The 25,634-nt window shown below is 71.2% G+C and carries 22 protein-coding genes; 8 read left to right on the top strand and 14 right to left on the bottom strand.

All coding sequences use genetic code 11. From position 1 onward, the window contains the following. Positions 1 to 129: 129 nt before the first annotated feature. The 3 genes from SLINC_RS42330 to SLINC_RS42320 form a co-directional block, all read right to left on the bottom strand. Positions 130 to 303 carry a CsbD family protein gene (locus SLINC_RS42330; protein WP_067446409.1) on the bottom strand — a complete coding sequence of 58 codons (174 nt, stop codon included), beginning with the start codon at positions 301 to 303 and terminating at the stop codon, positions 130 to 132. A 69-nt stretch (positions 304 to 372) separates the two neighbouring features. Further along, positions 373 to 1,254, bottom strand: a complete 882-nt coding sequence (locus SLINC_RS42325) for a diacylglycerol/lipid kinase family protein (protein ID WP_067443720.1) — start codon at positions 1,252 to 1,254, stop codon at positions 373 to 375. A 61-nt stretch (positions 1,255 to 1,315) separates the two neighbouring features. Beyond that, positions 1,316 to 2,902, bottom strand: a complete 1,587-nt coding sequence (locus SLINC_RS42320) for an FAD-binding oxidoreductase (protein ID WP_107406909.1) — start codon at positions 2,900 to 2,902, stop codon at positions 1,316 to 1,318. An 88-nt stretch (positions 2,903 to 2,990) separates the two neighbouring features. Here SLINC_RS42320 and SLINC_RS42315 point away from each other — a divergent pair, with 88 nt between their 5' ends. Next, complete coding sequence (locus SLINC_RS42315; protein ID WP_067443718.1) at positions 2,991 to 3,587, top strand: TetR/AcrR family transcriptional regulator; 597 nt, start codon at positions 2,991 to 2,993, stop codon at positions 3,585 to 3,587. Beyond that, a complete protein-coding gene (locus tag SLINC_RS42310) occupies positions 3,584 to 5,140 on the top strand; it encodes a glycerol-3-phosphate dehydrogenase/oxidase (protein WP_067443717.1) in 1,557 nt (518 codons plus the stop codon). The genes SLINC_RS42315 and SLINC_RS42310 overlap by 4 nt, the downstream gene beginning before the upstream one ends. Before the next feature lie 18 nt (positions 5,141 to 5,158). Here the strand turns inward: SLINC_RS42310 and SLINC_RS42305 are convergent, their stop codons facing one another. The 3 genes from SLINC_RS42305 to SLINC_RS42295 all read right to left on the bottom strand — a co-directional run bounded on the left by SLINC_RS42305 (position 5,159) and on the right by SLINC_RS42295 (position 8,859). Continuing rightward, positions 5,159 to 5,797 (bottom strand): class I SAM-dependent methyltransferase, encoded by a 639-nt coding sequence (locus SLINC_RS42305; RefSeq protein WP_067443716.1) that lies wholly within the window; start codon positions 5,795 to 5,797, stop codon positions 5,159 to 5,161. A gap of 113 nt (positions 5,798 to 5,910) precedes the next feature. Then, entirely contained in the window at positions 5,911 to 6,753 is an 843-nt protein-coding gene (locus SLINC_RS42300) for a lysozyme (RefSeq protein ID WP_067443715.1), read from the bottom strand. 75 nt (positions 6,754 to 6,828) lie between these two features. Further along, a complete protein-coding gene (locus SLINC_RS42295; RefSeq protein WP_067446406.1) occupies positions 6,829 to 8,859 on the bottom strand; it encodes a DUF1996 domain-containing protein in 2,031 nt (676 codons plus the stop codon). A gap of 314 nt (positions 8,860 to 9,173) precedes the next feature. On the opposite strand from SLINC_RS42295, the gene SLINC_RS42290 reads away from it, so the two are divergent. Next, complete coding sequence (locus tag SLINC_RS42290) at positions 9,174 to 9,716, top strand: DoxX family protein (protein WP_067443714.1); 543 nt, start codon at positions 9,174 to 9,176, stop codon at positions 9,714 to 9,716. 18 nt (positions 9,717 to 9,734) lie between these two features. Here the strand turns inward: SLINC_RS42290 and SLINC_RS42285 are convergent, their stop codons facing one another. Next, positions 9,735 to 11,393: a catalase gene (locus SLINC_RS42285; RefSeq protein ID WP_067443713.1), complete on the bottom strand. Its 1,659-nt coding sequence runs from the start codon at positions 11,391 to 11,393 to the stop codon at positions 9,735 to 9,737. A gap of 209 nt (positions 11,394 to 11,602) precedes the next feature. Between SLINC_RS42285 and SLINC_RS42280 the strand changes: the two genes are divergently transcribed. After that, positions 11,603 to 12,040: an NUDIX hydrolase gene (locus SLINC_RS42280; protein ID WP_067446403.1), complete on the top strand. Its 438-nt coding sequence runs from the start codon at positions 11,603 to 11,605 to the stop codon at positions 12,038 to 12,040. Positions 12,041 to 12,067: 27 nt separating this feature from the next. On the opposite strand, the gene SLINC_RS42275 is transcribed toward SLINC_RS42280, so the two are convergent. The 3 genes from SLINC_RS42275 to SLINC_RS42265 form a co-directional block, all read right to left on the bottom strand. Continuing rightward, a complete protein-coding gene (locus SLINC_RS42275; protein ID WP_067443712.1) occupies positions 12,068 to 13,042 on the bottom strand; it encodes an NmrA family NAD(P)-binding protein in 975 nt (324 codons plus the stop codon). Positions 13,043 to 13,172: 130 nt separating this feature from the next. Beyond that, positions 13,173 to 13,742 carry a TetR/AcrR family transcriptional regulator gene (locus SLINC_RS42270; protein WP_067443711.1) on the bottom strand — a complete coding sequence of 190 codons (570 nt, stop codon included), beginning with the start codon at positions 13,740 to 13,742 and terminating at the stop codon, positions 13,173 to 13,175. Between the two features lie 82 nt (positions 13,743 to 13,824). After that, positions 13,825 to 14,454, bottom strand: coding sequence for a TetR/AcrR family transcriptional regulator (locus SLINC_RS42265; protein WP_067443710.1), 630 nt, complete (start codon positions 14,452 to 14,454; stop codon positions 13,825 to 13,827). Between the two features lie 222 nt (positions 14,455 to 14,676). On the opposite strand from SLINC_RS42265, the gene SLINC_RS42260 reads away from it, so the two are divergent. After that, entirely contained in the window at positions 14,677 to 16,857 is a 2,181-nt protein-coding gene (locus tag SLINC_RS42260) for an MMPL family transporter (protein WP_067443709.1), read from the top strand. A 6-nt stretch (positions 16,858 to 16,863) separates the two neighbouring features. Here the strand turns inward: SLINC_RS42260 and SLINC_RS42255 are convergent, their stop codons facing one another. From SLINC_RS42255 to SLINC_RS42240, 4 genes are all read right to left on the bottom strand, one after another. Next, a complete protein-coding gene (locus SLINC_RS42255) occupies positions 16,864 to 17,862 on the bottom strand; it encodes a sugar phosphate isomerase/epimerase family protein (RefSeq protein ID WP_067443708.1) in 999 nt (332 codons plus the stop codon). A gap of 28 nt (positions 17,863 to 17,890) precedes the next feature. After that, positions 17,891 to 19,087: a Gfo/Idh/MocA family protein gene (locus SLINC_RS42250; protein ID WP_067443707.1), complete on the bottom strand. Its 1,197-nt coding sequence runs from the start codon at positions 19,085 to 19,087 to the stop codon at positions 17,891 to 17,893. A gap of 104 nt (positions 19,088 to 19,191) precedes the next feature. Next, positions 19,192 to 20,043: a sugar phosphate isomerase/epimerase family protein gene (locus tag SLINC_RS42245; RefSeq protein WP_067443706.1), complete on the bottom strand. Its 852-nt coding sequence runs from the start codon at positions 20,041 to 20,043 to the stop codon at positions 19,192 to 19,194. 100 nt (positions 20,044 to 20,143) lie between these two features. Further along, positions 20,144 to 21,112, bottom strand: a complete 969-nt coding sequence (locus SLINC_RS42240) for a sugar ABC transporter substrate-binding protein (protein ID WP_237282082.1) — start codon at positions 21,110 to 21,112, stop codon at positions 20,144 to 20,146. Positions 21,113 to 21,379: 267 nt separating this feature from the next. Here SLINC_RS42240 and SLINC_RS42235 point away from each other — a divergent pair, with 267 nt between their 5' ends. The 3 genes from SLINC_RS42235 (at position 21,380) to SLINC_RS42225 (ending at position 25,620) form a co-directional block, all read left to right on the top strand. Continuing rightward, the gene (locus SLINC_RS42235) at positions 21,380 to 22,393 is read left to right on the top strand and encodes a LacI family DNA-binding transcriptional regulator (RefSeq protein WP_067446400.1); all 1,014 of its coding nucleotides are present in this window, start codon (positions 21,380 to 21,382) and stop codon (positions 22,391 to 22,393) included. A gap of 220 nt (positions 22,394 to 22,613) precedes the next feature. Further along, a complete protein-coding gene (locus tag SLINC_RS42230; RefSeq protein WP_067443704.1) occupies positions 22,614 to 23,045 on the top strand; it encodes a YybH family protein in 432 nt (143 codons plus the stop codon). 52 nt (positions 23,046 to 23,097) lie between these two features. Continuing rightward, positions 23,098 to 25,620, top strand: a complete 2,523-nt coding sequence (locus SLINC_RS42225) for an excinuclease ABC subunit UvrA (RefSeq protein ID WP_237282015.1) — start codon at positions 23,098 to 23,100, stop codon at positions 25,618 to 25,620. Positions 25,621 to 25,634 lie beyond the last annotated feature (14 nt).

Raw genomic sequence — 25,634 nt, 5'->3', positions numbered from 1 at the left:
GGCCGGCCGTGTCGGCTCAGGCGGTGCTCACAGGAACGCAGGGCTCTGCTGTGCCTTTGTCACCAGGTCACACAGGGCGGTGGGTGCCACGCCGGCCGGCGTGGCACCCACCGCCCTGTGTGCGGATGGTCAGTGCTTGAAGACGTCCTTGGTCTTCTCCTTGGCCTGGCGGGCGTCGCCCTTGGCCTGCTCGGCGCGGCCCTCGGCCTCCATGCGCTCGTTACCCACGGCACGGCCCATCGTTTCCTTGGCCTTGCCCTTGGCCTGTTCCTTCTTGCCCTTGGCCTTCTGGTCTCCGGCCACGTTCATCACCCCAGCCGGTGTCGACGTCGTGTCCTGGTCCGGGTGTCCGGCCTGCCGGAACCCAAACGCTCAGCACAGCACGTCGAGCGCGCCGGGCAGCACCGTGGCCGTGACCGGCAGGACGGCGTCGACCTCGCCGTCGGCGCCGTAGGGCACCGGGCGGTCCGCCTCGATGCGGATCCGGCTGCCGCGCAGGATCCGCACTTCGGGGCGGTGCACGTGCGCGCCGGTCTTCAGCTCGTTCATCAGGGCGAAGAACAGCCGGCGCGGGGCCTCGCGGATCATGACGATGTCCAGGAGCCCGTCGTCCAGGCGCGCGTCGGGGGCGATGACGCGGCCGGAACCGTAGTAGCCGGAGTTCGCGGCGACCACCGTGTAGCCGGTGTGGTCGTGCGTCTCGCCGTCGACGGTGACCCGGTAGCGCACCGGTCGCCAGGTGGTGACCGCCCGCAGTCCGCCCGCGTAGTAGGAGGCGGTGCCGCGCAGGAGCCGTGCGTGGTTGGCGTGGCGGTTGGCCAGCGCGTCGACGCCCGCGTAGACGCTGCCGAGGACGACGGTGCGGTCGTGGACGGCCGAGCGGACCTCGATGGTGTCGACCGGGCGGGGCGCGTGGTCGAGCAGGATCCGGGCCAGGGCGGCGGGGTCGGTGGGCAGCCCGAGGGCGCGGGCGAAGTCGTTGCCGCGGCCGGCCGGGACGATGCCGAACGGGGTGCCGGTCCCGCTGAGGGCGCCGCCGACGCACCCGGTGATGCCGTCCCCGCCGACGGCGAGCACCGCCCGCCCCCGCTCCCCCGCGTCGCGGGCGAGGTCCCGGGCGTGGGCCAGGCTGCGGCTGTACTCGGTCTCCAGCTCCGCCCCCGCCTCCCGCAGCAGGCGCGCCACGGCGAGCAGGGCCGCGGCCCCGGTGGATCCGCCCGCGGTGGGGTTGACGACGGCGGTGAACTGTCGCATCGGGTGCGCCTCCGTGCGGGCGGGAGTGGGGACGTACGGCGGGGACCGCCGGGGAACGGGGTCAGTCTGTGGGCAGGAGGACTCCGGGGTTGAGCAGCCCCGCCGGGTCCAGTCGCCGTTTGACGGCTTGCAGGGCCGCGATGCCGAGGGGGCCCGCTTCCCGGAGGTAGCCGTCCCGGTGGTCGGTGCCCACGCCGTGGTGGTGGGTGATCGTGCCGCCCGCGGCGAGGATCGCCTCGTTCGCGGCCTGCTTGGCCCGCATCCACTGGGCCAGGGGGTCGTCGGCCTGGGCGCAGACCACGGTGAAGTACAGCGAGGCGCCGTTCTCGTACACGTGGGAGATGTGGCACATGACCAGGGGCGGGGTGCCCGCCCCGGTGAGGGTGGTGGTGAGCGCTTCGCGGACGGCCGCGTGGAGCCGGGGGACGCCGGACCAGAAGGTCGCGGTCTCCAGGGTCTCCGCGAACGCCCCGGCGTCGAGCAGCGCGTCACGCAGGTAGGGGGCCGAGTAGCGGCCGTGGGCCCAGCGTTCGCCCGGTTCCTCGCCCAGCGGGGTGCCGCCGCAGTCACGGAGGACGGCCGCGGCGCGGTCCCGGCGGCGGACGGTGTCCTCCGGGGTGCCCTCGAAGCCGGCGATCGCCGTGCAGCCGGTGTCCTGCGGGAGGGCGGAGGAGCCGATGGCGTCGGGCTGGGCGAGGCCGATCAGTGTCTCGGTCTCGTCGGACAGCCGCAGGACGGTCGGGCGGGGCCCGTCCTGGGCGAGCCGGCGCAGGGCGGCGGTGCCCTCCTCGAAGGAGGGGAACCGCCAGCCCTCGTAGCGGCGGACCTGCGGGACGGGACGGATCCGCACGGTCACGGACGTGAGGACGCCGAACGCCCCTTCGGAGCCGAGGAGCAGCTGCCGCAGGTCGGGTCCGGCGGCCGAGCGGGGGGCGCGGCCCGTGTCGAGGGTGCCCTCGGGGGTGGCGAGGGTGAGTCCGAGGACCATCTCGTCGAAGCGGCCGTAGCCCGCGGAGGCCTGTCCGCTGGAGCGGGTGGCGGCGAATCCGCCGATCGTCGCCCACTCGTAGGACTGGGGGAAGTGGCCGAGGGTGAAGCCGTGTTCGGCCAGGAGTGCCTCGGCCCGCGGGGCGCGCAGGCCGGGTTGCAGGGTGGCGGTGCGCGAGACGGGGTCGAGGGCGAGCAGGCGGTTCATGCGGCGCAGGTCCAGGGCGACGAACGTGGCGCGCCGGCCGGGAGCGAGGCCGCCGACGACGCTGGTGCCCCCGCCGAACGGGACGACGGGCAGACGGTGCTCGGCGCACACGCGCAGGACGGCCAGCACTTCGTCGTGGCTGTCCGGGAGGACCACGGCCGCCGGGATGTCCTCGGCGTCGCCGTCCCGCATGCGCAGCAGGTCGGGCGTGGACTTGCCGCGGGTGTGCCGGATCCGGGTCTCCGCGTCGACGCTGACGTGCTCCTCGCCGACGGTCGCGGCCAGGGAGCGGTGGGCGGTGGCGTCCAGGGGCGTCGGAGGGACGGGGATGTCCGCCAGGGGGACCGTCCGGGTGCCGCGCGGTTTGACTCCCAGCAGGTCGCGCAGCAGTGCGGTGACCGGTTCCGGCAAGGGCGTGGCCCTGGCCGGGTCGCCCCAGCCGCTCCACAGCATGTCGTCCATGGCTGTCGTCCTCACCGCTCGATCGAAGAACACCGGCTTCCCGGGCCGGGAAGGCCCACGGGGCGTTACACTGTGACACATGACGCCTATTCGTCACAACAGCTCGGACGACACGGTGCTGGACGCGGTCCGCGACTGTGTCCTGGCCGTCGGTGTCCGCCGCACCACGCTCACCGACGTGGCCCGTCGCGCGGGTGTCTCCCGGATGACGCTGTACCGGCGCTGGCCCGATGTGCGGACCCTGGTCGGCGACCTGATGACCCGCGAGTGGGTCGGCGTGGCCACCGGGTCGATGCCCGAGCGCCGCCCCGACGCGGACGCGCGGAGCCTGATCGTCGACGGGCTGGTGGCCGGGGTGGCCGCCTTCCGCGCCCATCCCCTCTTCCGCAAGATCGTCGACGTCGACCCCGAACTGCTCCTGCCCTATGTGCTCGACCGGCGCGGGGCCAGCCAGGAAGCCCTCCTGGGCCTGCTCGCCGACGGGCTGCGCGAAGGCCACGCCGACGGTTCGGTCCGCGCCGCCCCCGTCGAACGGCAGGCCCGTGCCGTGCTGTTGATCGTGCAGTCCTTCACCCTGTCCCTGCGGACCATGACCGACGAGGACGACCCGGAGCTGAGCAGCGACGCCTTCCTCGGGGAGCTGCGCACCGTCCTGGAGAGGACCCTGACCCCATGAGCAGCACCTCCCTGTCCGCCGCCCGGCGCTCCCGCGAACTGGCCGACACCGTCGACGGCCGCGTGGTGGACGTCCTGGTCGTCGGTCTCGGCGCGACCGGCGCCGGCGCCGCCCTCGACGCCGCCGCCCGGGGCCTGAGCGTCGTCGCCGTCGACGCCCACGACCTGGCGTTCGGCACCTCCCGCTGGAGTTCCAAGCTCATCCACGGCGGGCTGCGCTATCTCGCCTCGGGGCAGTTCGACGTGGCCCACGAGAGCGCGGTCGAGCGCGGGGTGCTGATGGAGCGCACCGCGCCCCATCTGGTCCGGGCCCAGCCGTTCGTGCTGCCCCTCACCCCTCTGGTCTCCCGCGCCCAGGCGGCCCTGACCTGGGCGGGCTTCCGGGCGGGGGACGCGCTGCGGCTGACGGCCCGTACCGCCCGGGCCACGCTGCCCGTCCCACGCCGGCTGTCCGGGGTGGAGACCCGCCATCTGGCCCCGGCGCTGCGCACCGACGGTCTGCGCGGCGGTCTGCTGTCCTGGGACGGGCGGCTCACCGACGACGCCCGTCTGGTGACCGCCCTCGCCCGCACCGCCGCCGGACACGGCGCCCGGATCCTGACCCGCGTCCGGGCACTGGACCTCACCGGCTCCGGCGCCCGCATCCGCGACGAACTCACCGGCGAGCAGGGGCACATCCGCGCCCGCGCGGTGATCAACGCCTCGGGCGTGTGGGCCGGCGACCTGGTCGACGGCATCCGCATACGGCCCTCCCGCGGCACCCACCTCGTCCTGCGCGCGGACCACCTCGGCCCGCTCCCCGCGGGCCTGCACATCCCGGTGCCCGGCGAGACGAGCCGCTTCGTCCTCGTCCTGCCCCAGGGCGACGGCCGGGTCTACGTCGGCCTCACCGACGAGCCGGTCGAGGGCGACGTCCCGGACGTGCCCGAGGCCCCCGAGTCCGACATCGGCTTCCTGCTCGACGTCCTCGGCTCCGTCCTCGACGTCCCCGTCCAACGCGCCGACGTCGTGGGCGCGTTCGCCGGCCTGCGGCCCCTGCTGGACACGGCGCCGGATTCCGGTACGGCGGCCCGGACGGCCGACATCTCCCGCCGGCACGCGGTGCTCACCTCACCGGACGGCGTGATCACCGTGGTCGGCGGCAAGCTCACCACCTACCGCCGGATGGCCGAGGACGCCGTGGACGCGGCCGTCACCGCCCGCGGCCTCCCCGCGGGCCCGTCCCCCACCGCCGCGCTCCCCCTCGTCGGCGCCGCACCGCCCCGCCTCCTGGGCACCCTTGCGGCGCCGCGCCCTCTGGTATGGCGCTACGGCACCGAGGCACCGGCCGTGCACACGCTCGGCGCGTCCGACCCCCGCCTGCGCGCACCGGTCCTGCCCGGCCATCCGGTCACCCGGGCCGAACTCCTGTGGGCGGTACGCCACGAGGGAGCGCTCGACGAGACGGACGTCCTCGACCGGCGCACCCGGATCGGGCTGGTGCCCGAGGACCGGGCGGCGGCGCTGGAGGCGGCGCGCGAAGCGGTCGGCGAGGTCATGGCGGAGCGGGGCTGACCCGGCCAGGGGCGGAGGTCAGGATCCGATGCGCCGGATCCGCCACACATTGTCCTCGCGGAACCCCTCGACCCCCTCCGGCGAGGGACACGGCTTGCGGACGGCCTCCCTCGTCTCCACCTTCCAGTCCCCCTCCGGCAGCGCCAGGGACGCCAGCACGCCGTCCAGCGTGGGGAAATCCACGTCGAAGGGCGCCTCGTCCTGCCACGACGGCCATCCGGCGTGCATGGCGATCAGCAGCGTGCCGCCCGGCGCCACCGCCGCGGCCGCCCGCCGCAGCACCCCGTCCTGGTCCAAGGGCACCGGCGACATCAGGAACTGGGCGCTGACCAGGTCGAAGACCCCGTCGGGGAAGGTCACGCCGAGCTCGTGCCGCTCCCACGCCACCCGGTCGGAGACACCCGCGTCGGCGGCATGCCCGGCCGCGCGCTCCAGCGCGGTGGGAGAGATGTCGACACCGGTGACCCGCCAGCCCCGCGAGGCCAGCCACACCGCGTCCGCGCCCTCACCGCAGCCGAGGTCGAGGGCGCTCCCGGGGACGAGGCCGTTCACCTCGCGCACGAGCAGCGGGTTGGGGCGGCCGCTCCAGACGCGCTGCTCGCCCGCGTAACGGGCCTCCCAGAACTCGGCCGCCTCGGTCGTGGGGATCTCGGTCATGATGCCTCCTGGTCGGAACACGGCTTGTCGTCCCGGGAAGCCTCCGTCGCGACGGCCGGGACGGGCAAGAGAAGTTGCCGTTCCGGCAAGCCCACGATGCCGGTCCGCCGCCGTCAGCCGCGGCTGAACGTCCGCAGCCTGTCCGCGGACCCGTTGAACCTGTCGTGGTCACCGACGGTGGGACCGGAGGAGGTGTACTGCCACATGGTGTACGACGACCAGCCGGCCGGGAGGGTGCCCACGGTGGAGGCGTAGCGGGCGATCCACAGCGGGTTGGTGGAGCCGAAGCCCGCGTAATTGCCGGTGCACTCGGTCCACCAGCTGGTGGCCGTGTAGATGACGGCGTCGCGGCCGGTGCGGGCCTTGTAGCGGTTCAGGAAGTCGCGGATCCAGGTGATCATCGCGGCGCGGGACTTGCCGTAGCAGGACGGGCCGTAGGGGTTCCACTCGATGTCCAGGGCACCCGGCAGAGTCCTGGCGTCCTCGGACCAGCCACCGCCGTGGTCGACGAAGTAGTCGGCCTGGGCGGCCCCGCCGGTCGTGTCGGGGGTGGCGAAGTGGTAGGCGCCGCGGACCATGCCGACGTCGTAGGAACCGCCGTACTGCTGCGGGTGGTAGGGGTTCTTGTAGTACGTGCCCTCCGTGGCCTTGGCGTAGGCCCAGCGGACTCCGCTGTTCCAGAGGGTGGACCAGGCGACGTTGCCCTGGTGGCTGGAGACGTCGACGCCTTCGGTGTGGGTGGCCCGGGTGTCGACGGGGACGCCGTCCTGGCCGTCGTGGGCCGCGACTCCCATGCCCATCCGGGCGGAGCCGCGGACGGGAACGGGAACGGGTTCGCCCGCCGCGGAGGCGGCGGGCGAGTTGAGGTCGAGGGAACACACGGCGAGCAGCAGGCCTGCCGCGAGGAAACGGGAGCGGCTGATCGCCGCGGTGATGGATATACGCACGGACTCCATCTGAACCGCATCCGCGCTCCCGTGCCTCGGCCTACTGACCCGTGGGAGTGAACGCCTCTGCCGTCATCTCTCCCGTCATCGGGCGGAACCGCGCCTGGTCCGCATCAGCAGGACGAAGCCGCCGGTCAGGAGGACCGCTCCGGCCGCGGCCGGCCACAGCTGCGAGCCGGTCTCGGCGAGGCTGCCCCCGGATCCCTGCGGTTCGGTCTGCGCGCCGAGCGGGGGCTGGGCCACGGCACCGGTGGTGGGAGGAGCGGTCGAGGGGGCCTCGGAGGTGACGGCCTCTCCTATGGCCTGCCCCTGGGGCGAGCCGGTGGTGGCGCTGGGGTCGGGCGCGGGCGTGCCGGCCTTGGGGACCTCGGCTCCGGCCTCGGTGGGCGTGCCGTTGCCCGTCGGGGTGTCGGCCGGGGTGTCCGTCGGAGTGTCGGCAGGGGTGTCGGCCGGGGGCTGCTCGGGCTGCTCGTCGCCCTTGCCGCCCGACTGGTCCTCGCCGTTCCCGGCGTTGCCGTTGTCGCCGCCGTTGCCCGTGTCGGGAGCGTCCGGGGTCGGCTTCGCCGTCGCCGACGGCTGCTCCTGCGGGTCGTCGCCGGGTTCCTGGCCGCCGCCACCGGCGCCCCCGTTGCCGCCGTCGCCGCCCTGGTCCGCGCCCGCGCCGCACTTACGGCCGGCGTTGATGCAGTCGACCATCTCCTTCATCAGGCCCTCGTCGAAGACGTTGATGAAGTCACCGTGGTCGGTGACGGGCTTGTGCAGCTGCTCGGGGAAGGAGTCCACCGCGAACAGCGGAGTCGTGCGGCCGCCGTCCTTCAGGCTCGGCGCGTCGATGTCGTAGACGATGCGCTGCACGAGCTGCGGAATGGCCTGGAAGCCGGTCGGGCACGCGCCGTCGGCCTGGGCGAACGCCACGTGGGTGCGGTGGTTGGCGCTGTCGATGTTGCGTCCGTCCCAGCAGCTCTGGAAGTCGAAGGTGCGCACCACGTCGCTGCCCTGCGGGCAGAGCGGGTACTTGTCCTTCAGCTGCCGGTCCTCGAAGCCGGTGCAGCTCCAGGACGCGTTGGCGTTGGCGGTTCCGTTGACGAACGCCTTGGCGTCGCCGGTGATGATGCGCAGGAACCGCGGCATGGCCGTGACCTTGCTCTTCGGGCTGCCCACGAAGTCGAGGGTGACCTGCTTGGGGGTGACGATCTCACCGGCGTTGCCCTCGATGCCGCCGCCCGGGGAGTTGGCGTCCTGTTCCTGCGTGCCGTTCTGGAGCCGCACGACGGGCCAGTAGTAGGTGGACCTGTCGCCCTGGTCCACGCAGGTCGTCTCGCCGTTCGCGAGGTCCTGGTCGCTCGCGAAGGCGGTGTTGGACTGGTTGCCGACGTAGTCGTGGAAGTGGTGGGCGCCGTTGGAGACTCCGGGCGCGACGATCACGTTGTCCGAGTTGAACAGGCCGTTCTCGTTCACCCCGCAGCTGGTGGCGAAGGTGCCGCGGGAGGCCTTCGAGCGGGCCTGGGGGGCCTGGGCGTTGGGCTGGACGGTGGTGATGTCGACGTAGTCGCCCGCGACGGGGCCGTTGCCGGCCTGGCCGCCGTTGCCCTGCTGCTCGCCCTGGTCCTGGCCCCCGTCGCCCTGCTGCTGACCCTCACCGGCCTGGCCGTCGTCGCCCTGGCCGCTGTCGTTCTGGCCGTCCTGGCTCTGACCGGCGTCGGCCCCCTGGGCCTGGTTGTCGGCCTTGCGCAGGGTGCACGGCGCGAGGGTGTCGAGTCCCTCCGGGCGGTCCCCGACACGGTCGATGGCGGCGGCGATCCGCTCGATCGTCGCCGCCCGCTCCTCCTTCAGCGGGTTCATGACGCCCTCGGCGTTCGCGTCGCCGGAAAGCTGCGCGGCGGTCGCCGGGTCCTGGAGCCGCTGGTAGGCCTCGGCCGTCCGCTGGTCCAGCTGGGCGAGGTCCTTGTCGACGTCGGTCCGCGCCTCGTCGGGCACGTCGGTCAGCCGGTCGCCGACGTCGGGGCAGTCGATCGTGGCGGCCCGCGGCCACTGCCCGCCGGTCTCACCGCCCGATCCGTCCTCGGTGGCCGACGCGTACACGTTGGCCGCGACCAGCCCACTGCCACCCAGCATCAGTGCCACTGCGGCAAAGGTCGCACGTCGTGCGCCTGTTGGGCGTCTGCGCTTGTTGCGTCCCACGGAAGTACTCCTGCGCGTCTCGGACGTTCGAGCATGGAAATCCCTCCGTCCCATACGCAGCACGGCACCCGTGTGTTCAACCGTTCTCGGAATTCACAGAAATCTCCTACGCGCCGGTCATGAACGAGGTCCTGCCGGCCGCGGCGCACCGGGCGGGTGTCCGCGCCGGGGCCGGACGGCGCCGCATGAGTGGGTGGGCGTCGGGGAACCCGGGGACCGCAGCGCTTCCCACTCCCGAGGAGGGCTCCATGAGTGTCCTGCGCCTGGCCGGCCGGCCCCTGCTCGCCGCCATGTTCGTCACCGGCGGCCTGAGTTCCGTACGTGATCCCAAGGAGGTGGCGCCCGTCGCCGAGGACGTCGTACGGCCGGTCACCGACCGGGTCGACCTCCTGCCCGACCGCACCGAGCAGGTCGTACGCCTCAATGGTGCCGTGCAGGTCGCGGCGGGCGTCATGCTCGGCATCGGGCGTCTCCCCCGGCTGTCGGCCCTCGCCATCGCCGCCACGCTGGTGCCGACCACGTTGGCCGCGCACCGGTTCTGGGAGATCGAGGATCCCTCGGAGCGCGCCCAGCAGCGGATCCACTTCCTCAAGAACCTGTCGATGCTCGGCGGTCTGCTGATCACGGCCGACGACACCGGCGGCCGTCCCTCTATGTGGTGGCGCGGCCGTCACACGGCCCACGACCTGCGCCGCGAGGCCCACTGGATGGGCCGCCAGGTCCGCGCCACAGCGGCCACCGCGCGTCCCGCGGCCGCGGCCGGCCGTGTCCGGGCGAAGCTGCCCGTCTGACCGGCCGCGGCCCGCCGGTCACCGGGTCACGACGTGCCGCTCGTCCGGGACGCAGTGGGTCATGGTGAGGCCCTCGACGTCCCGGGGCGGGTTCTTGCCCAGGTGGGACAGGCGTGCGCGGTCCTCGTCGGTGAGGTCCTGGGAGGCCAGTGGTTCGAGGCCGGCGACGTCCTCGGGGCTGATGCCCAGGGCCTTGCCGACCCGCAGCCCGAGATCGTTCTCGACCAGCAGGAAGTGCCAGACCATGCGTTCCTGCACCGGCCGGTCGCACTGCGCGAGCAGGGTGCTGAAGTTGGCGACCAGGTCGTCGCGTTCCCACTCCTGCATCAGCAGGTAGCGCTGGCCGGCCTGCTGGTAGTCGTTGGTGCGGGGAATGCGTTTGCGGGTGAGCCGGCCCCGGATCTCCGGTCCCTGCTCGTCGGGCGTCGGATACCCGGCCTCGCGCAGGCCGCCCCTGATCGAGGGCTCGTAGTTGACGTCGGCCGCCTCGCCCGCGCCGTCCACGTGATACGCCATCAGGCCGTCGCGCTGATTGGTGCGCACATCGGCGTTCTTGGCCTGGTTCACCGGCAGCTGAAGGTAGTTGGGGCCGACGCGGTAGCGCTGGGTGTCGCTGTAGGAGAAGGTGCGGCCGACGAGCATCTTGTCGTCGGAGAAGTCCAGTCCGTCGACGAGGACACCGGTGCCGAAGGAGATCTGCTCGTTCTCGGCGAAGAAGTTCTCCGGCATGCGGTTCAGCACCATCCGGCCCACCGGTTTCGGCGGGAACTCCTGCTCGGGCCAGGTCTTGGTGTCGTCCAGCGGGTCGAAGTCGAGTTCCGGGTGGTCGTGGTCGTCCATCATCTGGACGAGCAGCTCCCACTCGGGGTGGTCACCGCGCCCGACCGCCTCGTACAGGTCCTTGGTGGCGTGGCCGAGGGCCTCCGCCTGGACGTTCGCCGCGTCCTCCTCGGTCATGCTGCGCACGCCCTGCTTGGGCATCCAGTGGTACTTGACGAGAACGGTCCGTCCCTCGGCGTTGACCCACTTGTAGGTGTTGACGCCGAAGCCCTGCATATGGCGGTAGTCGGCGGGGATGCCGCGCGGGCTGAACAGATTGACCAGCATGTGCATCGCCTCGGGCGTCTGCGACATGAAGTCGAAGATCCGCCGGGGCTGCTGCTCGAACGTCACCGGGTCCGGCTTCAGGGCGTGGATGACGTCGGGGAACTTGATCGCGTCCCGGATGAAGAACACGCCCAGGTTGTTGCCGACCAGGTCCCAGTTGCCGTCCTCCGTGTAGAACTTCACCGCGAAACCGCGCGGGTCCCGGGCGGCCTCGGAGGAGTCCCGGCCGCCGATCACGGTGGAGAAGCGGACGGCCACGTCGGTGCGTTTGCCGCGCTCCTGGAAGAGCCTGGCCCGGGTGAAGCGGTCGACCGGCTCCTCGCCCCAGGTGCCGTAGGCCTCGAAGTAGCCGTACGCCGTGACCCCGCGGGCGTGCACCACCCGCTCCGGGATCCGCTCCCGGTCGAAGTGGCTGATCTTCTCCAGGAGCTGGTAGTTCTCCAGGGTCGCCGGGCCGCGGGCGCCGACCGTGCGCTGGTTCTGGTTGTCGTGGACGGGGTGGCCCTGCCGGTTGGTGAGCACCTTCCGGTCGTCGCCCGGACCGGGCCCGTTGCTCGACACGTCCGTCATGTTCGTGGGCTCCTTCGACTCGTGGCTGCCGTGACCCGGCGGCCGGACAGCCGCACGGCTGCCGACCTGCCGGTCACCGACGAACGCCCCGGGTACCCGGCCCCACGGTGTCAGTCACGCACGCGCATCCGGGTCCTCCCGTGTGCCGCGAGCGGAGCCCTCGTGAGGAGCGGACCGAGGGCTGACACCGGGCTGCGATCATGGGCCGTATGACTCAGGAAACGCCCGCGCGGCCCGGCGACGCCTCCCGGTCCCCGTCCTTGATCGTCTCCTCCGCCGTGATCGTCAGGGACGGCCGGCTCCTGGTCGTCAGCAAGCAGGCCGCCCCGGAGGTCTTCTACATCCCGGGCGGCAAGCCGGACCCGGGCGAGGACCTGGAGACGGCGCTGGTGCGGGAGCTGGCGGAGGAGCTCGGCGTCGTGCCCGTCACCCGCCGCCCCTTCCAGGTGGTGGAGGCCGTCGCCGCGCTCGAAGGGGTGCCGATGGTGATGACGGTCTACGAGGTGGAGATCACCGGGGTGCCCCGGCCGGCGGCCGAACTGGCGGCGATGCGCTGGGTGACGGGCGACGAACCGGATCTGGTGCTGGCGCCCGCCGTACGGGATCACGTGCTGCCGCTGCTCCGGGCCCGGGGCATGCTGCTCTGACCCCTGACTCCTGCGGCGCTCAGCCGCTCAGGCAGCCGCCAGCTTCCGGATGCGGGGATGGTTCTCCAGCGCCCACCGCACGGTCTTCGGCGGGCGTCCGAGCAGGGTTTCCAGCTCGTCGGTGATGCCGCCGTATCCTCCGCGGCCGATGATCCGGTTCAGGGTCTTCAGGTGCTCCGCGATGTGCGGGTACGCGGCCATGTGGGTGTCCACGTAGGTCTCGTTCCAGGTTTCGATGTCTTCGGGGACGTAGGTGACCGGGCTTCCCAGCACGGCCGCGAAGTCCTCCGCGAACCCGTGCCCGTCCTTCAGTTCCGGACCGGTGAGCGCGTAGGACTTGGAGATGTGCGGCGCCGGGTCGGCCAGGATCTTCGCGCACAGTTCCGCGACGTCGTAACCGGCGATGGGTGCGAACCGGTGGTCGCCGAAGGGCAGGCGCAGCTCACCGTCGGCCAGTGAGCCCAGGGCCAGCCAGGTCATGATGGGGTTCTCGACGAAGAAGGCCGCCTGGATGTTGACTGTCGGGACGCCGGACCACTCCAGCACCCGCTCGGCGATCCAGTGGGCCCGCTGCTGCGGCGACCAGTTCGCGACGATTCCGCCGAGCCGCGCGCGCCGCTCATCCTCCGGCGCGGTCATGTCGTCGAAGGTCATGAACGACTGCTCGTACTCGGAGATGTTGACGAACACCTCGATGTCGCCCTTGGCCCGCGCCGCCGCGGCCATCAGGCTGACGGCGTCGGTGTAGTACGGCGACAGGCCCATGCTGAAGTAGATACGCCGCACGCCCTTCAGCGCGGCGGTCACGTCGGCGATGGTGAGCAGGTCACCGACGAAGACCTCGGCCCCGGCCCGGCGGAGCGAGTGGGCGCGCTCGTCGTCCTGGCGTACGAACGCGCGCACCGGGTGGCCTTGTTCCAGCAGCATGTCGACCATCGTCCGGCTCACACCGCCGATTTCGCCGGCGGCACCGGTGATCAGGATGGGATGGCGCTCTGACATCAAGGTGTCCTCTGTCTGGTGGGGGTGGGTCGGCTGTCCAGCGGCCGCCTCGGCACGTCGGAAACCGATCGGTTTCACCTCACCGTAAACCGATCGGTTTCCGACCGCAAGTCCCCGGGAGGGCGATGCGTCAGCGCACGCCCGCCGCGTCGAGCAGGGTGGCCACCGTGGGCGCGACGAGACCGTCAGGCGTGTCGGCTCCGACTCCCGCGCGGGCGCTGACGCCGTCGAAGACAAGACTGAGCTGCCGGGCCAGCAGGGCGGGATCGCCGACCCCGCCCCGCTCGGCCTCGGCGGCGAAGAAGGCGGTCAGGTCCTCCTTGACCCGCCGGGCGACCCGGCTGGCGGGGTGGTCCTGATCCTTGAGCTCGATCTGCGCGGCCAGGTAGCGGCAGCCGCGGAACTCGGGGGCATCCGCCTGCGCCTCCAGCCGCTCGAAGACATGCAGGATCCGCTCGCGGGGCGACCGGCCGTCGTCCGCCGCGGGCAGGAGAGATCCCACGAAGACGGGAGCGCCCTCCTTCAGGCTTTCCGCCAGGAGCTGGTCCTTGCTCTCGAACAGCTGGTACATGGAGCGCTTGGACACTCCCGCCGCCGCACACAGCGCCTCGACACCGACGCCTACACCGTCTCGGTACGCGAGTGTGGCCGCCGCCTTCAGCAGCCGCTCTCGAGGGCCTGGCCTCACTTCAGTGGTCATACCGTGAGATTAACCCGAATCGGACGTAATGAAAACCGATCGGTTTCCAGGGGTGTCCGAACAGAGACTCCCGGCCGCGTCATCACGTCCCCTGCGCGAGCCCCGCGACCGGCTCCTCGCTGTGCCGCCACCCCGCCACCAACGCCCGCAGCGCCCGCTCATAGCAGTCGGCGACCGCGAGCTCGGGCGGCTCGTTCCCGGAGAGCACCAGGGACACCAGGCCGTGGGCCGTTCCCCAGACCGACAGCGCGACGATCTCGGGATCGGTCGCGGAACCGAACTGCCCGGCCCGCTGCCCGCGGCGCACGGCGTCGACCAGGGGCCGGTAGGTCTCGACGACCTCACGCGGCCTGTCCGAGTCGGACGGGCACTGGACACTGCGGTCGGAGAAGAGGATCGCGTAGAGATGCGGGTTGGCCACGGCGTACTCGCGATAGGCCAGCCCGATGCGGATCACGTCACCGGCCGGGTCGTCCGTCGGGCGCACGGTGGCCAGGCGCTCGGCGAAGAGCCGTACGGCCTCCTCGTACAGGCTGCCGAGCAGGCCGGCCTTGCCGCCGAACAGCGAGTAGACCGCCGTGGTCGAGGTCTTCACGTCCGCCGCGAGCTGTCGCAGGCTCAGCGCGGCCGTGCCGCGGTCGAAAACCGTAGCGGCCGCGCGGTGCAGGAGCCGGAGCCGGAGCGCTTCGTCGTGTGTCTTGAGCCTGGCCATGGCATCAGCATATGGCAACACCGTTATGAATGCCGTGGAGGGACGATTACGAGCGGGCGACCGGCCCAAGAGGAAGACCAGGTAGGCGCCAGACGGGCTTGCGGCGAGTAATCAAAACGCTGTTATGGTTCGCTGCGTGGGCATCGAGCGCACCCCTGACAGCCGATCCCCACGCCGGGCCACCCCACCTGCCCGGCGCTTGTCACCCATCCAGGAGCAACCATGTTTGAGCGTTTCGGCCGTCTGCTTCACCGGAGACGAAAGCCGCTGCTGATCCTCACCCTGCTGTTCGCCGTCCTCTCCGGCACTTACGGTGCCGGCGTCTTCGGCTCCCTGACGCCACTCGGATTCCAGGACCCCGGCTCCGACAGCGAACGCGCCGCGCAGATCGCCGAGGACGCCTTCCCGCAGCGGACGCCCGACGCGGTGATCGTCTACCGCGACGAGGACCGCACCGTCGACGACCCGTCGTTCCAGCGGGCGGTCGTCCGGCAGGTGGAGTCCCTGCCGAAGGCGGACGTGACCGGCTACCTGCACTACTGGCAGACCAAGATGCCGGCGCAGGTCAGCCACGACCGGCACGCCACCTACGTCGCGCTGAACCTGCACGGCAGCAGCGAGAAGGCCAAGGAGGACGCGTACAAGAAGATCAAGGACAAACTCGCGGCACCCGGCCTTGAGACCTTGCAGGGCGGAACGGTGCCCACCGGCTTCCAGGCCGGCGAGAAGATCGAACACGACCTGAGAACCGCGGAGATCCTCTCCGCCCCCGTGCTCTTCCTGTTGCTGCTGATCGTGTTCGGCGGCCTCACCGCGGCCTTCCTCCCCCTGCTCGTCGGCGTGCTGTCCATCGTCGGATCGATGGCCGTCCTGCGGTCCATCTCCACAGTCACCGATGTGTCGGTGTTCGCCATGAGCCTGGTCACGATCCTGGGTCTCGCGGTCGCCATCGACTACGGCCTGCTGATCGTGAGCCGCTACCGCGAGGAACTGGCGCGCGGCCACACCGGCGAGGAGGCGCTCGGACGTACCGTCGCCACGGCGGGACGCACCGTGGTGATCTCCGGCGTCACCGTCGCGACGGCACTGGCCGGCCTGACCCTCTTCCCGTCGACGTTCCTGAAGTCGATGTCGTACGGCGGTGTGGCCGCGGTCGTGCTGTCGGTGCTCTTCTCCCTGGTCGCGCTGCCCGCGCTGCTCGCCGTGCTGGGCCCGAAGGTCAACGCCTTTCCGCTGCGCCGCAAGAAGTCCGTGCACCCGACGACGGCGGGCGAGGGTTCCTGGTACCGGTTCGGGCACGGCCTGATGCGGCGGCGATGGATCGTGGTGGTGGGCGCGGTGGGCCTGCTGCTGACCCTCGCCCTGCCCTTCTCCAAGATCGAGTTCGGCTCCATCAACGCCCAGCAGCTGCCGAGCAGTTCCCAGGGCCGCCAGGTCTTCACCACCATGGAACGCGACTTCGACGGTGACGCGGTGAAGTCCATCGACTCGCTGCTCGTGCTGAAGTCCGCCGCGACCTCCAAGGAGCAGGGCGCGGAGCTCCAGGCGTACGCCGAGCGGCTCGGCGCCACCGAGGGCGCCACCGGTGCCCGGATCACCGGCACCGAGGGCACCACGGCCCGGGTGTCGGTCACCTACGACGGCAACCCCGTCTCGACCCAGGCACGCGACCTGGTGAACCGGCTCAAGGACGTCCCCGAACCGCCGGGCGCCCGGGCGTACTTCGGCGGCGAGTCGGCGGTCTACGACGACACCCTGGACGCCCTCGGCGAGACCCTGCCGTGGATGCTGCTCTACATCGCGGTGACGACGTACATCCTGCTGTTCCTGGCGTTCGGCTCGGTGCTGCTGCCGCTGAAGGCGATCGCGATGAACCTGCTGTCGCTGTCCGCGACCTTCGGCGTCCTTGTCTGGATCTTCCAGGACGGCCATCTCAACGGGCTGCTCGGCTTCGATCCGACCGGCAACATCGAGCCCAACATGCCGATCATGCTGTTCGCGCTGATCTTCGGACTCTCCATGGACTACGAGGTGTTCCTGGTGTCCAGGATGAAGGAGCAGTACGACCAACTGGGCGAGAGCACGCCCGCCGTGGCGACCGGGCTCCAGTCCATCGGCCGCCTGGTCGTGAGCGCCGCCGTGCTGATGTGCGTGCCCCTCGCCGCGATCGGCATGAGCGACGTGCTGACGATGAAGCTCTTCGGCGTCGGCATGGTGTTCGCGGTCCTCACGGACGTACTCGTGGTGCGCATCCTGCTGGGAACGGCCGTCATGCGACTCCTCGGCAGGGCCGCCTGGTGGGCACCGGGCCCACTGGCCCGCTTCTACACGCGGTACGGCATCAAGGAGGGCGACCTGCCGGAGGGCGAGCCCAGCGAGAAGCCGGTCCCCGTCGGGATCTGACGTCGTTCAGACGGCTGCCGCGGCGCTGTGCAGGTTCTTCGCGGCCAGGGCGAGGCCCTCGGTCTGGGAGTAGGCGGCGTCCTCGTGCTCGATGTTGACGGCCATGTCCGGGTCGATGTCGGCGAGGGCGCGCAGGAACTCGGTCCAGAAGGGGACGCCGTTGCCGAGGCCGACGGCGACGAACTTCCAGGCCGGGTTCTCGGGCCAGGCGTTGCACCAGAAGCCGTAGCCGGTGGGCACCTTGCCGGGGGCGTCGGCGGGCACGCGCGTGAACGACGTGTCCAGCACGCCACGGATGTCGGCGCCCGGGCAGAGCGTCGCGTCCTTCGCGGCGGCGTGGAAGACCAGCGGGCCGAGCCACTTGACGCAGGCGATGACGTCCATGCCCTGCCACATCAGGTGGGAGGGGTCCATCTCGGCGCCGACGTTCGTCAGGCCGCCCGCGTCGACCAGCCGCTTCAGCGTGACCGGTGAGAAGACGAGATTGTGCGGATGCATCTCGACGGCGACCCGGACGTCGTTCTCCCGGGCCAGGGCATCGATCTCCTGCCAGAACCCGACGGCCACGCCCCACTGGTAGTCCAGGACGTCCATGTACACGCCGTCCCACGGGTTCACCACCCAGGACGGGTACCTGGCGTCGGGATCGGAGCCCGGCGTACCGGACATGGTGACGACGTGCTTGACGCCGAGCAGGCCGGCGAGGCGGATGGCGCGGCGCAGGTCGTCGGCGTGCTTGGGGCCGACGCCTGGGAGCGGGTTGAGCGGGTTGCCGTTGCAGTTGAGTCCGGTGAGCTCCATGCCGCGGTCGGCGAAGGTGGCCAGGTACTCCTCGCGGGCGGTGGCCGAGGACAGCAGCAGGTCGACCGGGCAGTGCGGGGAGGGGATGAAGCCACCTGTGTTGACCTCGACGGAGGTCAGACCGTTCTCCTTGAGGATGTCGAGCGCCTCGGTGAGGGTGCGGTCGTGCAGACAGGCGGTGTAGGCGCCGAGCTTGAGGGCCATGTGCGTGCTCCTTGAACAGGTGGCCGGGTCAGGCGGCGGGCGGGATGTCGACGGCGGCACCGCCGCTGCGCGAGGACGTGACGACGGCCCGGATGATCTCCATGGTCCGCAGCGCGTCGGCGAAGGTGGCGCAGGCCGGCAGCGGCTCGGCGACGCCCGCCACCTGGTCGAGGAAGGCCCGTGCCTGGTAGGTGAAGTTGTCGGCGTTACTGGCACCCACCCCCGGCGCCTCCATCGGCACCCCGCCCCCGAAGTACGGCAGTCGCGGACCGACGATGACCTGGCGGGCACCGCGCGTACGGGCGTCGGGCTGCGCGTCGTCGAAGAGGTACTCGGCTGGCCGGTGCTGGTCGAACGCGGCCCGTCCGCCCACGCCCAGAACGTCGAAGGCGAGGCCGTTGGGCAGGCCGAAGCCGGTGCGCGTCACCGAGAAGGTGCCGACCGGACCGGACGCGAAGCGGGCCGTGAAGGACGCGGTGTCCTCGTTCTCGACCTCGCCGAACTCGTCCGAGACGGGCGCCGCGTTGTGCCCGACGACGGCGCCCAGCGGCAGCGGCCGCTTGGGGATCTGCGTCGACAGCACGGCCCCGGACACTGAGGCGATGGGCCCGGCGACGTACTCGGCGGCGTCGATGATGTGCGATCCGATGTCCCCGAGCGCGCCGGAACCGGCGCCGCCTCTGAACCGCCAGCTCAGCGGCCCGTTCGGGTCGGTCGCGTAGTCGCACCAGTACCGGCCGCTGAACAGCGTCGGAACGCCCAGGTCGCCACGCTGGACGTGTTCACGGATGGCGGCGATGCCGGGCGAACGCCGGAAGGTGTATCCGACGGCCGTCACGACCTCGGCGTCCCGCTCCAACTCGGCCATGGCACGGGCGTCTTCGAGCGATCCGGCCAGCGGTTTCTCGCACAGAACATGCTTTCCGGCGGCGATCAGCGCCTCCGCGATCGGACGGTGCAGATCATTTCCCACGACGATGGAGACCGCGTCGATCGTCGGGTCCTCCACGACGGCCTCCCAGCTCGGCAGCGCCCTCTCATAGCCGTAGCGGCGGGCGGCGTCCTCACCGAGTCCGACGTTGGCGTCGGCGATCGCGGCCAGCCGGACAGGCGGCAGCCCTGCCCCGAAGACCGTGTTGACGTTGCGGTATCCGGCGGCGTGACTGCGGCCGGCCATGCCGGCGCCGATCACCGCGACGGAGAGGGGTTGGGCGGACGTGGTCATAGCGGTGCCCTTCGAAGGGGTGGGGAAGTGGAAGCCGCGGGTGGGCTGCTGGGCCTGCCGAGCCGGCGGGTGGTCACGGCCTCGGGGGCCGCGGCCTGTCACGGTCAGGCGGTCAGGTACTCGTCGATCTTCTTGCGCATGAACACCGAGGACTCCTTGGCGCGTTCTTCCCAGGCGAACACGCAGGCGGTGAGGGTGCCGTCGAAGCCGTTCGCGCGCAGCTCGCGGAAGAGCTCGTCGAAGTCCACCTCGCCCTGCCCCATGTCGAGGTGCTGGTGGATGCGGGCCGCTGTGCCGGGCGGGTTGAGGATGTAGCGGTTGCCCGAGGACGCCGTGTGGTCGAGGGCGTCGGCCAGATGGACGTGGGTGAGCAGGTCGCCCGCGTACTCGATGATGCCGGGGGCGTCGTTGCCGATGTGGAAGGTGTGCGGGGCACAGTAGAGGAAGGTGACGTCGGCGTTGTTGATGCCCCGGATCAGGTTGACCGCGTCATAGCCGTTCTCGATGAAGTCGTCCGGGTGCGGCTCCAGCGCCAGTTTGACGCCCTCGCGCTCGAACACCGGCAGCAGTTCGTCCAGCGACTTCCAGAACTGCGCCTCACTGCGGTCGGGGTCCTCCGGGCGGCCGTTGAACTCCGAGATCATGCTGTCCACGCCGAGATCGGCGGCGATCTGGATCGAGCGTTTCCAGTACCGCACGGCGGCTTGCCGGGCGTCCTCGTCCGGTCCTGACCAGCGGAACAGCGGCAGCAGTGAGGAGATGCCGACGCCGGCCGCGTCCAGTGCCTTGCGGAACTTGCGCACCGTCGCGTCGTCCACGCGCGGGTGGCGGAAGAAGGGGATGAAGTCCTCCCGAGGGGACAGCTCGATCCACTCGTATCCCAACTCGGCGACCACGGACGGCAGTTCGAGGAGGGGCACGTGACGGATCATGTACGGGTCGAGGGCGATCTTCATGGGGGCATGCCTTCGGATCAGGGTGAGGGGCGTGGAAGGTCGTGGCCGCCGGCCGCGCGCAGTGGTCCGCGGACCTGCGCGGCCTGCCGGGTCACGCTGATTACCGGGTTCCCTTGGCGGCGAACCGGGCGACGGCCTCGACGTTGGACTTGTCGACGAAGGCCGGGCCGGTCAGCACCGGCTGCTGGCCGCCGCCGCTGAAGTTGCCGTTGGTCTTGTAGAGCCACAGGGAGTCGACGGCCAGGTAGCCCTGCAGGAAGGGCTGCTGGTCGACCGCGAACTGGATGGTGCCCTCCTCGATGGCGGACACCAGAGCCTTGTTGAGGTCGAAGGTCGCGACCTTCGCCTTGCTGCCCGACTCGGACACCGACTGCGTGGCGGTCAGCGCGATGGGTGCGCCGAGGGTGACCACCTCGTCGATCGAGGAGTCCTGCTTCAGCTTGGCGGTGATGGTCGACTTCACCGACGGCATGTCCGTGCCGTTGACGTAGAGGGTGTCCGTTGTGCCGCTGAAGGTCTTCTTCACGCCGTCGCAGCGCTCCTGGAGGTTGACGTCGCCCTGGGTCTGGATCACGCACAGGGCGTGCTTGGCGCCGGTGCCGTTGAGCTTGGAGCCGAGCGCCTCGCCGGAGACCGACTCGTCCTGGCCGAAGAACGACAGCAGGCCCTGCCGCTTCCAGACGCCCAGGCCCGCGTTGAGGCCGACCACGGGGATGCCGGCCTTCTCGGCCTTGACGACCACGTCCTTGAGGGCGTCGGGCTTGGCGAGGGTGACGGCGATGCCGTCGACCTTCTGGTCGATCGCGTTCTGCACCAGGTTGGCCTGGTCGCCGGCGTTCTCGTCGTTGGAGTAGATCAGCTTGACGTTGTCCTTCGCCGCGGCGGCTTCGGCGCCCTTGCGGATGGTGTCCCAGAAGGTGTCGCCGGAGGGCGCGTGGGTGACCATCGCGATCGTCATGCGCGGGGTGGAGGCCTTGCCGGCGGAGACGTCGCCGGCGCTCTCCTCGGCCTTCTTCCCGCCCGAGCCGCTGGAACAGCCGGCGAGGGTCAGGGCGGCCGCGAGGGCCATGGTCACTGTGGGGACGATTCTGCGCGTGCGGAGAAGCGGCGTGCGGGGAAGCGGTGTGCGGGGAAGCGGTGTGCGGGGCATGGGCGTGCACCTCTTTGTGCGTTGACCTAGTTCTGTTGACCTAATCCTTTAGAACATCAGGACAATTTAAAGCGCTTTAAGTTCTGGTACTATCGGCCTTGCTTCGCGATCGTGTCAAGGGTGGTGCACGAGGAGACGCGCCGCGCGGAGGTACGAGCGGAGGTACAAGTGGGCGACAGTGGTTCCATGCGTCACCGCAACGGCGGGCACAAGCGTCCGCGGCTGGAGGACGTGGCCGCGCGGGTGGGTGTGTCCACGGCGTCGGTGTCCCTGGTACTGCGCGGCGTCCCCGGCCCCAGCGAGCGGACCCGGCAGCGTGTCCTCAAGGCGGCCGCCGAGCTCGGTTACCAGGTGGACCGCACCGCCAGCACGCTGGCCAGCAGGCGCAGCCGGCTGCTCGGTGTCATGGTCGACATCCGCAGCCCGTTCCATGCCGAACTGGTCGAGCATCTGCACACCGCGGCCGAGGAGGTCGGCTACGACCTCGTCCTGAGCACACTCACCCGCACCCGCGACGAACAGACCGCGGTGGAGACACTGCTGGCCTTCCGCAGCGAGGCACTGATCCTGCTCGGCCCGACCTCATCCGCCGACATGCTCACCACCCTCGACAACAAGACCCCCGTCATCGCCGTCGGGCGCCGCATCGCCGACGCCGCCCTGGACGTCGTACGCACCGCGGACGACGACGGCGTGGGCCAGATCGTCGACCACCTCGTCGGCCTCGGCCACCGCGAGATCGTCCACGTCGACGGCGGCAAGGGGGTCATCGCCACCGACCGGCGCCGCGGCTACCGCACCGCCATGCGCCGCCACGGACTGGGCGAGCACATTCGGATCCTCACCGGAGACCAGACCGAGGCGGCCGGTGAGCACGCCGCCCGCCACCTCCTCCACGACCCCCAACCGCCGACCGCGGTCGTCGCGTTCAACGACCAGTCCGCCATCGGTGTGCTGACCGCCCTGAACCGCGCCGGCGTCGCCGTCCCGGACCGGGTCTCCGTCGTCGGCTACGACGACGACACGCTCTCCCGGCTGAGCTGCTTCAACCTGACGACCGTCAGCCAGAGCGCCCGGGAACAGGCCCGGCACGCGGTGACCGCTGCGGTCGAGCGCCTCGACCAGGACCGCACCGAACCCCGCGAAGTCGTCCTCACCCCACGCCTCGTCCTGCGGGGCACGACGGCCGAACCCGCCTGACACGGGGAAGACCGGATCCCCTTCGCCCAGCCGCCCGCCTGCCCGTCTCCCCATCTGCCCGCCTGTCCACCTGTCCACCTGTCCGCTGGTGACCATCTCATGTCCGTCATCTCCAGCCCGATATGACCGACCCCCGGGAATAGTGGCTGGTGGGACCCGCACAGGCGGGACCACCGGTGCCGCGCGGCGCCAGGAGTACACACGTGGGAAGGGACACGGGATGAGCGTCGACAAGGACAAGATCGGCAAGACCGTTCTGGAGCTGGAGAAGTCCTTCAACGAGCGGTGGAGCGCCGGCGACAACCGCGGCTACCTCGACAACTACGCCGAGGAGATCAGCTACTTCGATCCGGTTCTGAAGGAACTGCTCGTGGGCCGTGACGCGGTCGTCGCGCACATCGAGTCGCTCTACTCGAACCCGCACATCGTGCGGAGCGACTACCTCAACCCCGACGTGATCGTCGGCGACAGCGGTGACTTCGCGCTCCTGGCCTACAACCTCGACACGTACGTGCTCGACGACAACGGCGACGAGCGGCAGCTCCGCGCGTGGAACGCCACCGAGGCCTACCGCCTGATCGACGGCGAGTGGCGCATCGTGCACTCCCACTGGGCGTTCGCCCAGACCGCGACAGAGGCGACGGCGTCCTGACCCGACAGGGCCGAGGGACGCCGCACGATCACCTGGAGAAGGGACCTTGGCAGTGAACGCCACAGACACCGCCGGAGAACCCACCACGCCGAAAGCGATCGAGGTACGCGGCGCGCGCGTGCACAACCTCAAGAACGTCGACGTCACCGTGCCGCTGGGCCGACTGGTGGCGATCGCCGGGGTGTCGGGTTCCGGGAAGTCGTCGCTGGCCCTCGGGGTGCTCTACGCGGAAGGCTCCCGCCGGTACCTGGAGGCGCTGTCCACCTACACCCGCCGCCGTCTGGCCCAGGCCGCGCACGCGGCGGTGGACAGCGTCGAGCACGTCCCGGCGGCTCTCGCGCTGCGCCAGCGGCCGGGTGTTCCCGGGGTGCGCAGCACGTTCGGCACCTCGACCGAGCTGCTCAACAGCCTGCGGCTGATCTACTCGCGGCTCGGACGGCACCAGTGCCCCAAGGGGCACCGGCTGGAGCCGACCATGGACGTCGCCCTGGACCTGCCGCTGACCTGCCCGGAGTGCGGTGTGGTGTTCGGGCCGCCGAGCGCGGAGTCGTACGCCTTCAACAGTGAGGGCGCCTGCCCGCGCTGCGAGGGCACGGGCACCGTCCGGGAGGTGGACGACGACCGGCTCGTCCCCGATCCGTCGCTGACCATCGCCGAGGGGGCGGTGGCGCCCTGGAAGATGTTCGGCCTGACCGTCGTGCCGCAGGTCGCGGGCGAACTGGGGGTGCGCACCGATGTGCCGTTCTCGAAGCTGACGAAGAAGGAGCGGCACCTCGTCTTCGAGGGTCCCGAGACCAAACGGATGATCGTGTACCCGGCGAAGAACGGCAAGATGTTCGAGCTCAACGCCAGCTACCGCAACGCCCGGGAGGCGGTACGCGAGGCGCTGCGGAGGGCGAGGACGAAGAAGGGCCTGGACCGCGTCGAACGCTTCCTGAGCGTGCAGAAATGCCCCGACTGCGACGGCACCCGGCTCAGCGCGCAGGCCCGCTCGACCCTGGTCGACGGCATCGACCTGGCCGAGGCCACCGCCAAGACCCTCGACGACCTTCTCGCCTGGGCGCCCACCCTCACCACGACCGTGCCGAAGCACATGCGGCCGATGGCCGACAGCATCGTCTCCCAGATGCTGGAGACCGCCCGCCGCCTGGTCGAACTCGGCCTGGGCTACCTGACTCTGGACCGGGCCGGCTCCTCCCTCTCCACCGGGGAACGCCAGCGCGTCCAGCTCTCCCGCGCCGTGCGCAACCGCACCACCGGCGTGCTGTACGTGCTGGACGAGCCGTCGATCGGCTTGCACCCGTCCAATGTGGACGGCCTGCTCGGCGTCGTACGCAGCCTGCTGAGCGACGGCAACTCGGTGGTCGTGGTGGACCACGACGTGCAGGTGCTGCGCGAGGCCGACTGGCTCATCGAGATCGGCCCCGGCTCCGGCCGCGACGGCGGCACCGTGCTGGCCACCGGCACCGTCGCCGACCTCGGCGACGACGCCGTCTCCCGTATCGGCGGTTTCCTCACCGGCCGTGAACACGTCCGCTCCCGCGAACGCACCACCGACGACGAGATGTTCGGCCTCGGCCGCATCCGGCTGAGCACCCGCGCCCTGCACACCGTGCACCCGCTGAAGCTGGAGGTGCCCCGCGGGCGGCTGACCGCCGTCACCGGTGTGTCCGGCTCGGGCAAGACGACCCTGGTCCTGGAGAGCCTGGTGCCCGCCCTGCGCGCGAAAGCGGCAGGCGAGGACCTGCCCGCCCACGTGCGCTCCCTCACCCCGGCGGGTATCAGCCGCGTGCACCTCGTCGACGCCTCCCCCATCGGCGTCAACGTCCGCTCCACCGTCGCCACCTACAGCGGCGTCCTGGACGAGCTGCGCCGCGCCTACGCCGCCACTCCCGACGCCCGACGCCTGGGCTGCACGGCCGGCGACTTCTCCTACAACACCGGCCGTCTGCGCTGCCCCACCTGCGACGGCACCGGCCAGATCAACCTCGACGTGCAGTTCCTGCCCGACGTCGACATCGTCTGCCCCCAGTGCGGCGGTCACCGCTTCGCCCCCGAGGCCGACCAGGTGCGCCGCGGCGGGGACGACGGACTCACCCTGCCCGAGCTGCTCGCCCTCACCGTCGCCCAGGCACTGGAGCACACCGGGGATCTGAAGAAGGTCCACACCCGGCTGCGCACCCTCGTCGGCCTCGGCCTGGGCTACCTCACCCTCGGCGAGGCCACCCCGGCCCTGTCCGGCGGCGAGGCCCAGCGCCTCAAGCTCGCCGCCGAGGTCGACCGCGACCAGCGCGACGCGCTGTTCGTCTTCGACGAGCCGACCATCGGCCTGCACCCCCTCGACGTCCAGACCCTCCTCGACGTCCTGCAACGCCTGGTGGACAGCGGCGCCACCGTCATCGTCATCGAGCACGACCTCGATGTGATCGCGGGCGCCGACCACATCGTCGACCTCGGCCCGGGCGGCGGCGAGGCCGGCGGCCGCATCGTCGCCACCGGAACCCCCGAACAACTCGCCGCCCACCCCGACAGCATCACCGGGCGTTACCTCACTCCGGCATCCGCACGCCCCTGACTCCCCTCCCCCGC

The organism is Streptomyces lincolnensis (assembly GCF_001685355.1).
Lineage (GTDB): Bacteria > Actinomycetota > Actinomycetes > Streptomycetales > Streptomycetaceae > Streptomyces > Streptomyces lincolnensis.
Note: the sequence above shows the minus strand (reverse complement) of the source record. Positions and strands in the feature narration are given on the sequence as shown.

Bases quoted from the DNA above. Each gene is read 5' to 3' on its own strand.
- SLINC_RS42325 (WP_067443720.1), bottom strand. From the start codon at position 1,254: ATGCGACAGTTCACCGCCGTCGTCAACCCCACCGCGGGCGGATCCACC.
- SLINC_RS42320 (WP_107406909.1), bottom strand. From the start codon at position 2,902: ATGCTGTGGAGCGGCTGGGGCGACCCGGCCAGGGCCACGCCCTTGCCG.
- SLINC_RS42315 (WP_067443718.1), top strand. From the start codon at position 2,991: ATGACGCCTATTCGTCACAACAGCTCGGACGACACGGTGCTGGACGCG.
- SLINC_RS42310 (WP_067443717.1), top strand. From the start codon at position 3,584: ATGAGCAGCACCTCCCTGTCCGCCGCCCGGCGCTCCCGCGAACTGGCC.
- SLINC_RS42305 (WP_067443716.1), bottom strand. From the start codon at position 5,797: ATGACCGAGATCCCCACGACCGAGGCGGCCGAGTTCTGGGAGGCCCGT.
- SLINC_RS42300 (WP_067443715.1), bottom strand. From the start codon at position 6,753: ATGGAGTCCGTGCGTATATCCATCACCGCGGCGATCAGCCGCTCCCGT.
- SLINC_RS42295 (WP_067446406.1), bottom strand. From the start codon at position 8,859: ATGCTGGGTGGCAGTGGGCTGGTCGCGGCCAACGTGTACGCGTCGGCC.
- SLINC_RS42290 (WP_067443714.1), top strand. From the start codon at position 9,174: ATGAGTGTCCTGCGCCTGGCCGGCCGGCCCCTGCTCGCCGCCATGTTC.
- SLINC_RS42285 (WP_067443713.1), bottom strand. From the start codon at position 11,393: ATGACGGACGTGTCGAGCAACGGGCCCGGTCCGGGCGACGACCGGAAG.
- SLINC_RS42280 (WP_067446403.1), top strand. From the start codon at position 11,603: ATGACTCAGGAAACGCCCGCGCGGCCCGGCGACGCCTCCCGGTCCCCG.
- SLINC_RS42275 (WP_067443712.1), bottom strand. From the start codon at position 13,042: ATGTCAGAGCGCCATCCCATCCTGATCACCGGTGCCGCCGGCGAAATC.
- SLINC_RS42270 (WP_067443711.1), bottom strand. From the start codon at position 13,742: ATGACCACTGAAGTGAGGCCAGGCCCTCGAGAGCGGCTGCTGAAGGCG.
- SLINC_RS42265 (WP_067443710.1), bottom strand. From the start codon at position 14,454: ATGGCCAGGCTCAAGACACACGACGAAGCGCTCCGGCTCCGGCTCCTG.
- SLINC_RS42260 (WP_067443709.1), top strand. From the start codon at position 14,677: ATGTTTGAGCGTTTCGGCCGTCTGCTTCACCGGAGACGAAAGCCGCTG.
- SLINC_RS42255 (WP_067443708.1), bottom strand. From the start codon at position 17,862: ATGGCCCTCAAGCTCGGCGCCTACACCGCCTGTCTGCACGACCGCACC.
- SLINC_RS42250 (WP_067443707.1), bottom strand. From the start codon at position 19,087: ATGACCACGTCCGCCCAACCCCTCTCCGTCGCGGTGATCGGCGCCGGC.
- SLINC_RS42245 (WP_067443706.1), bottom strand. From the start codon at position 20,043: ATGAAGATCGCCCTCGACCCGTACATGATCCGTCACGTGCCCCTCCTC.
- SLINC_RS42240 (WP_237282082.1), bottom strand. From the start codon at position 21,112: ATGGCCCTCGCGGCCGCCCTGACCCTCGCCGGCTGTTCCAGCGGCTCG.
- SLINC_RS42235 (WP_067446400.1), top strand. From the start codon at position 21,380: ATGCGTCACCGCAACGGCGGGCACAAGCGTCCGCGGCTGGAGGACGTG.
- SLINC_RS42230 (WP_067443704.1), top strand. From the start codon at position 22,614: ATGAGCGTCGACAAGGACAAGATCGGCAAGACCGTTCTGGAGCTGGAG.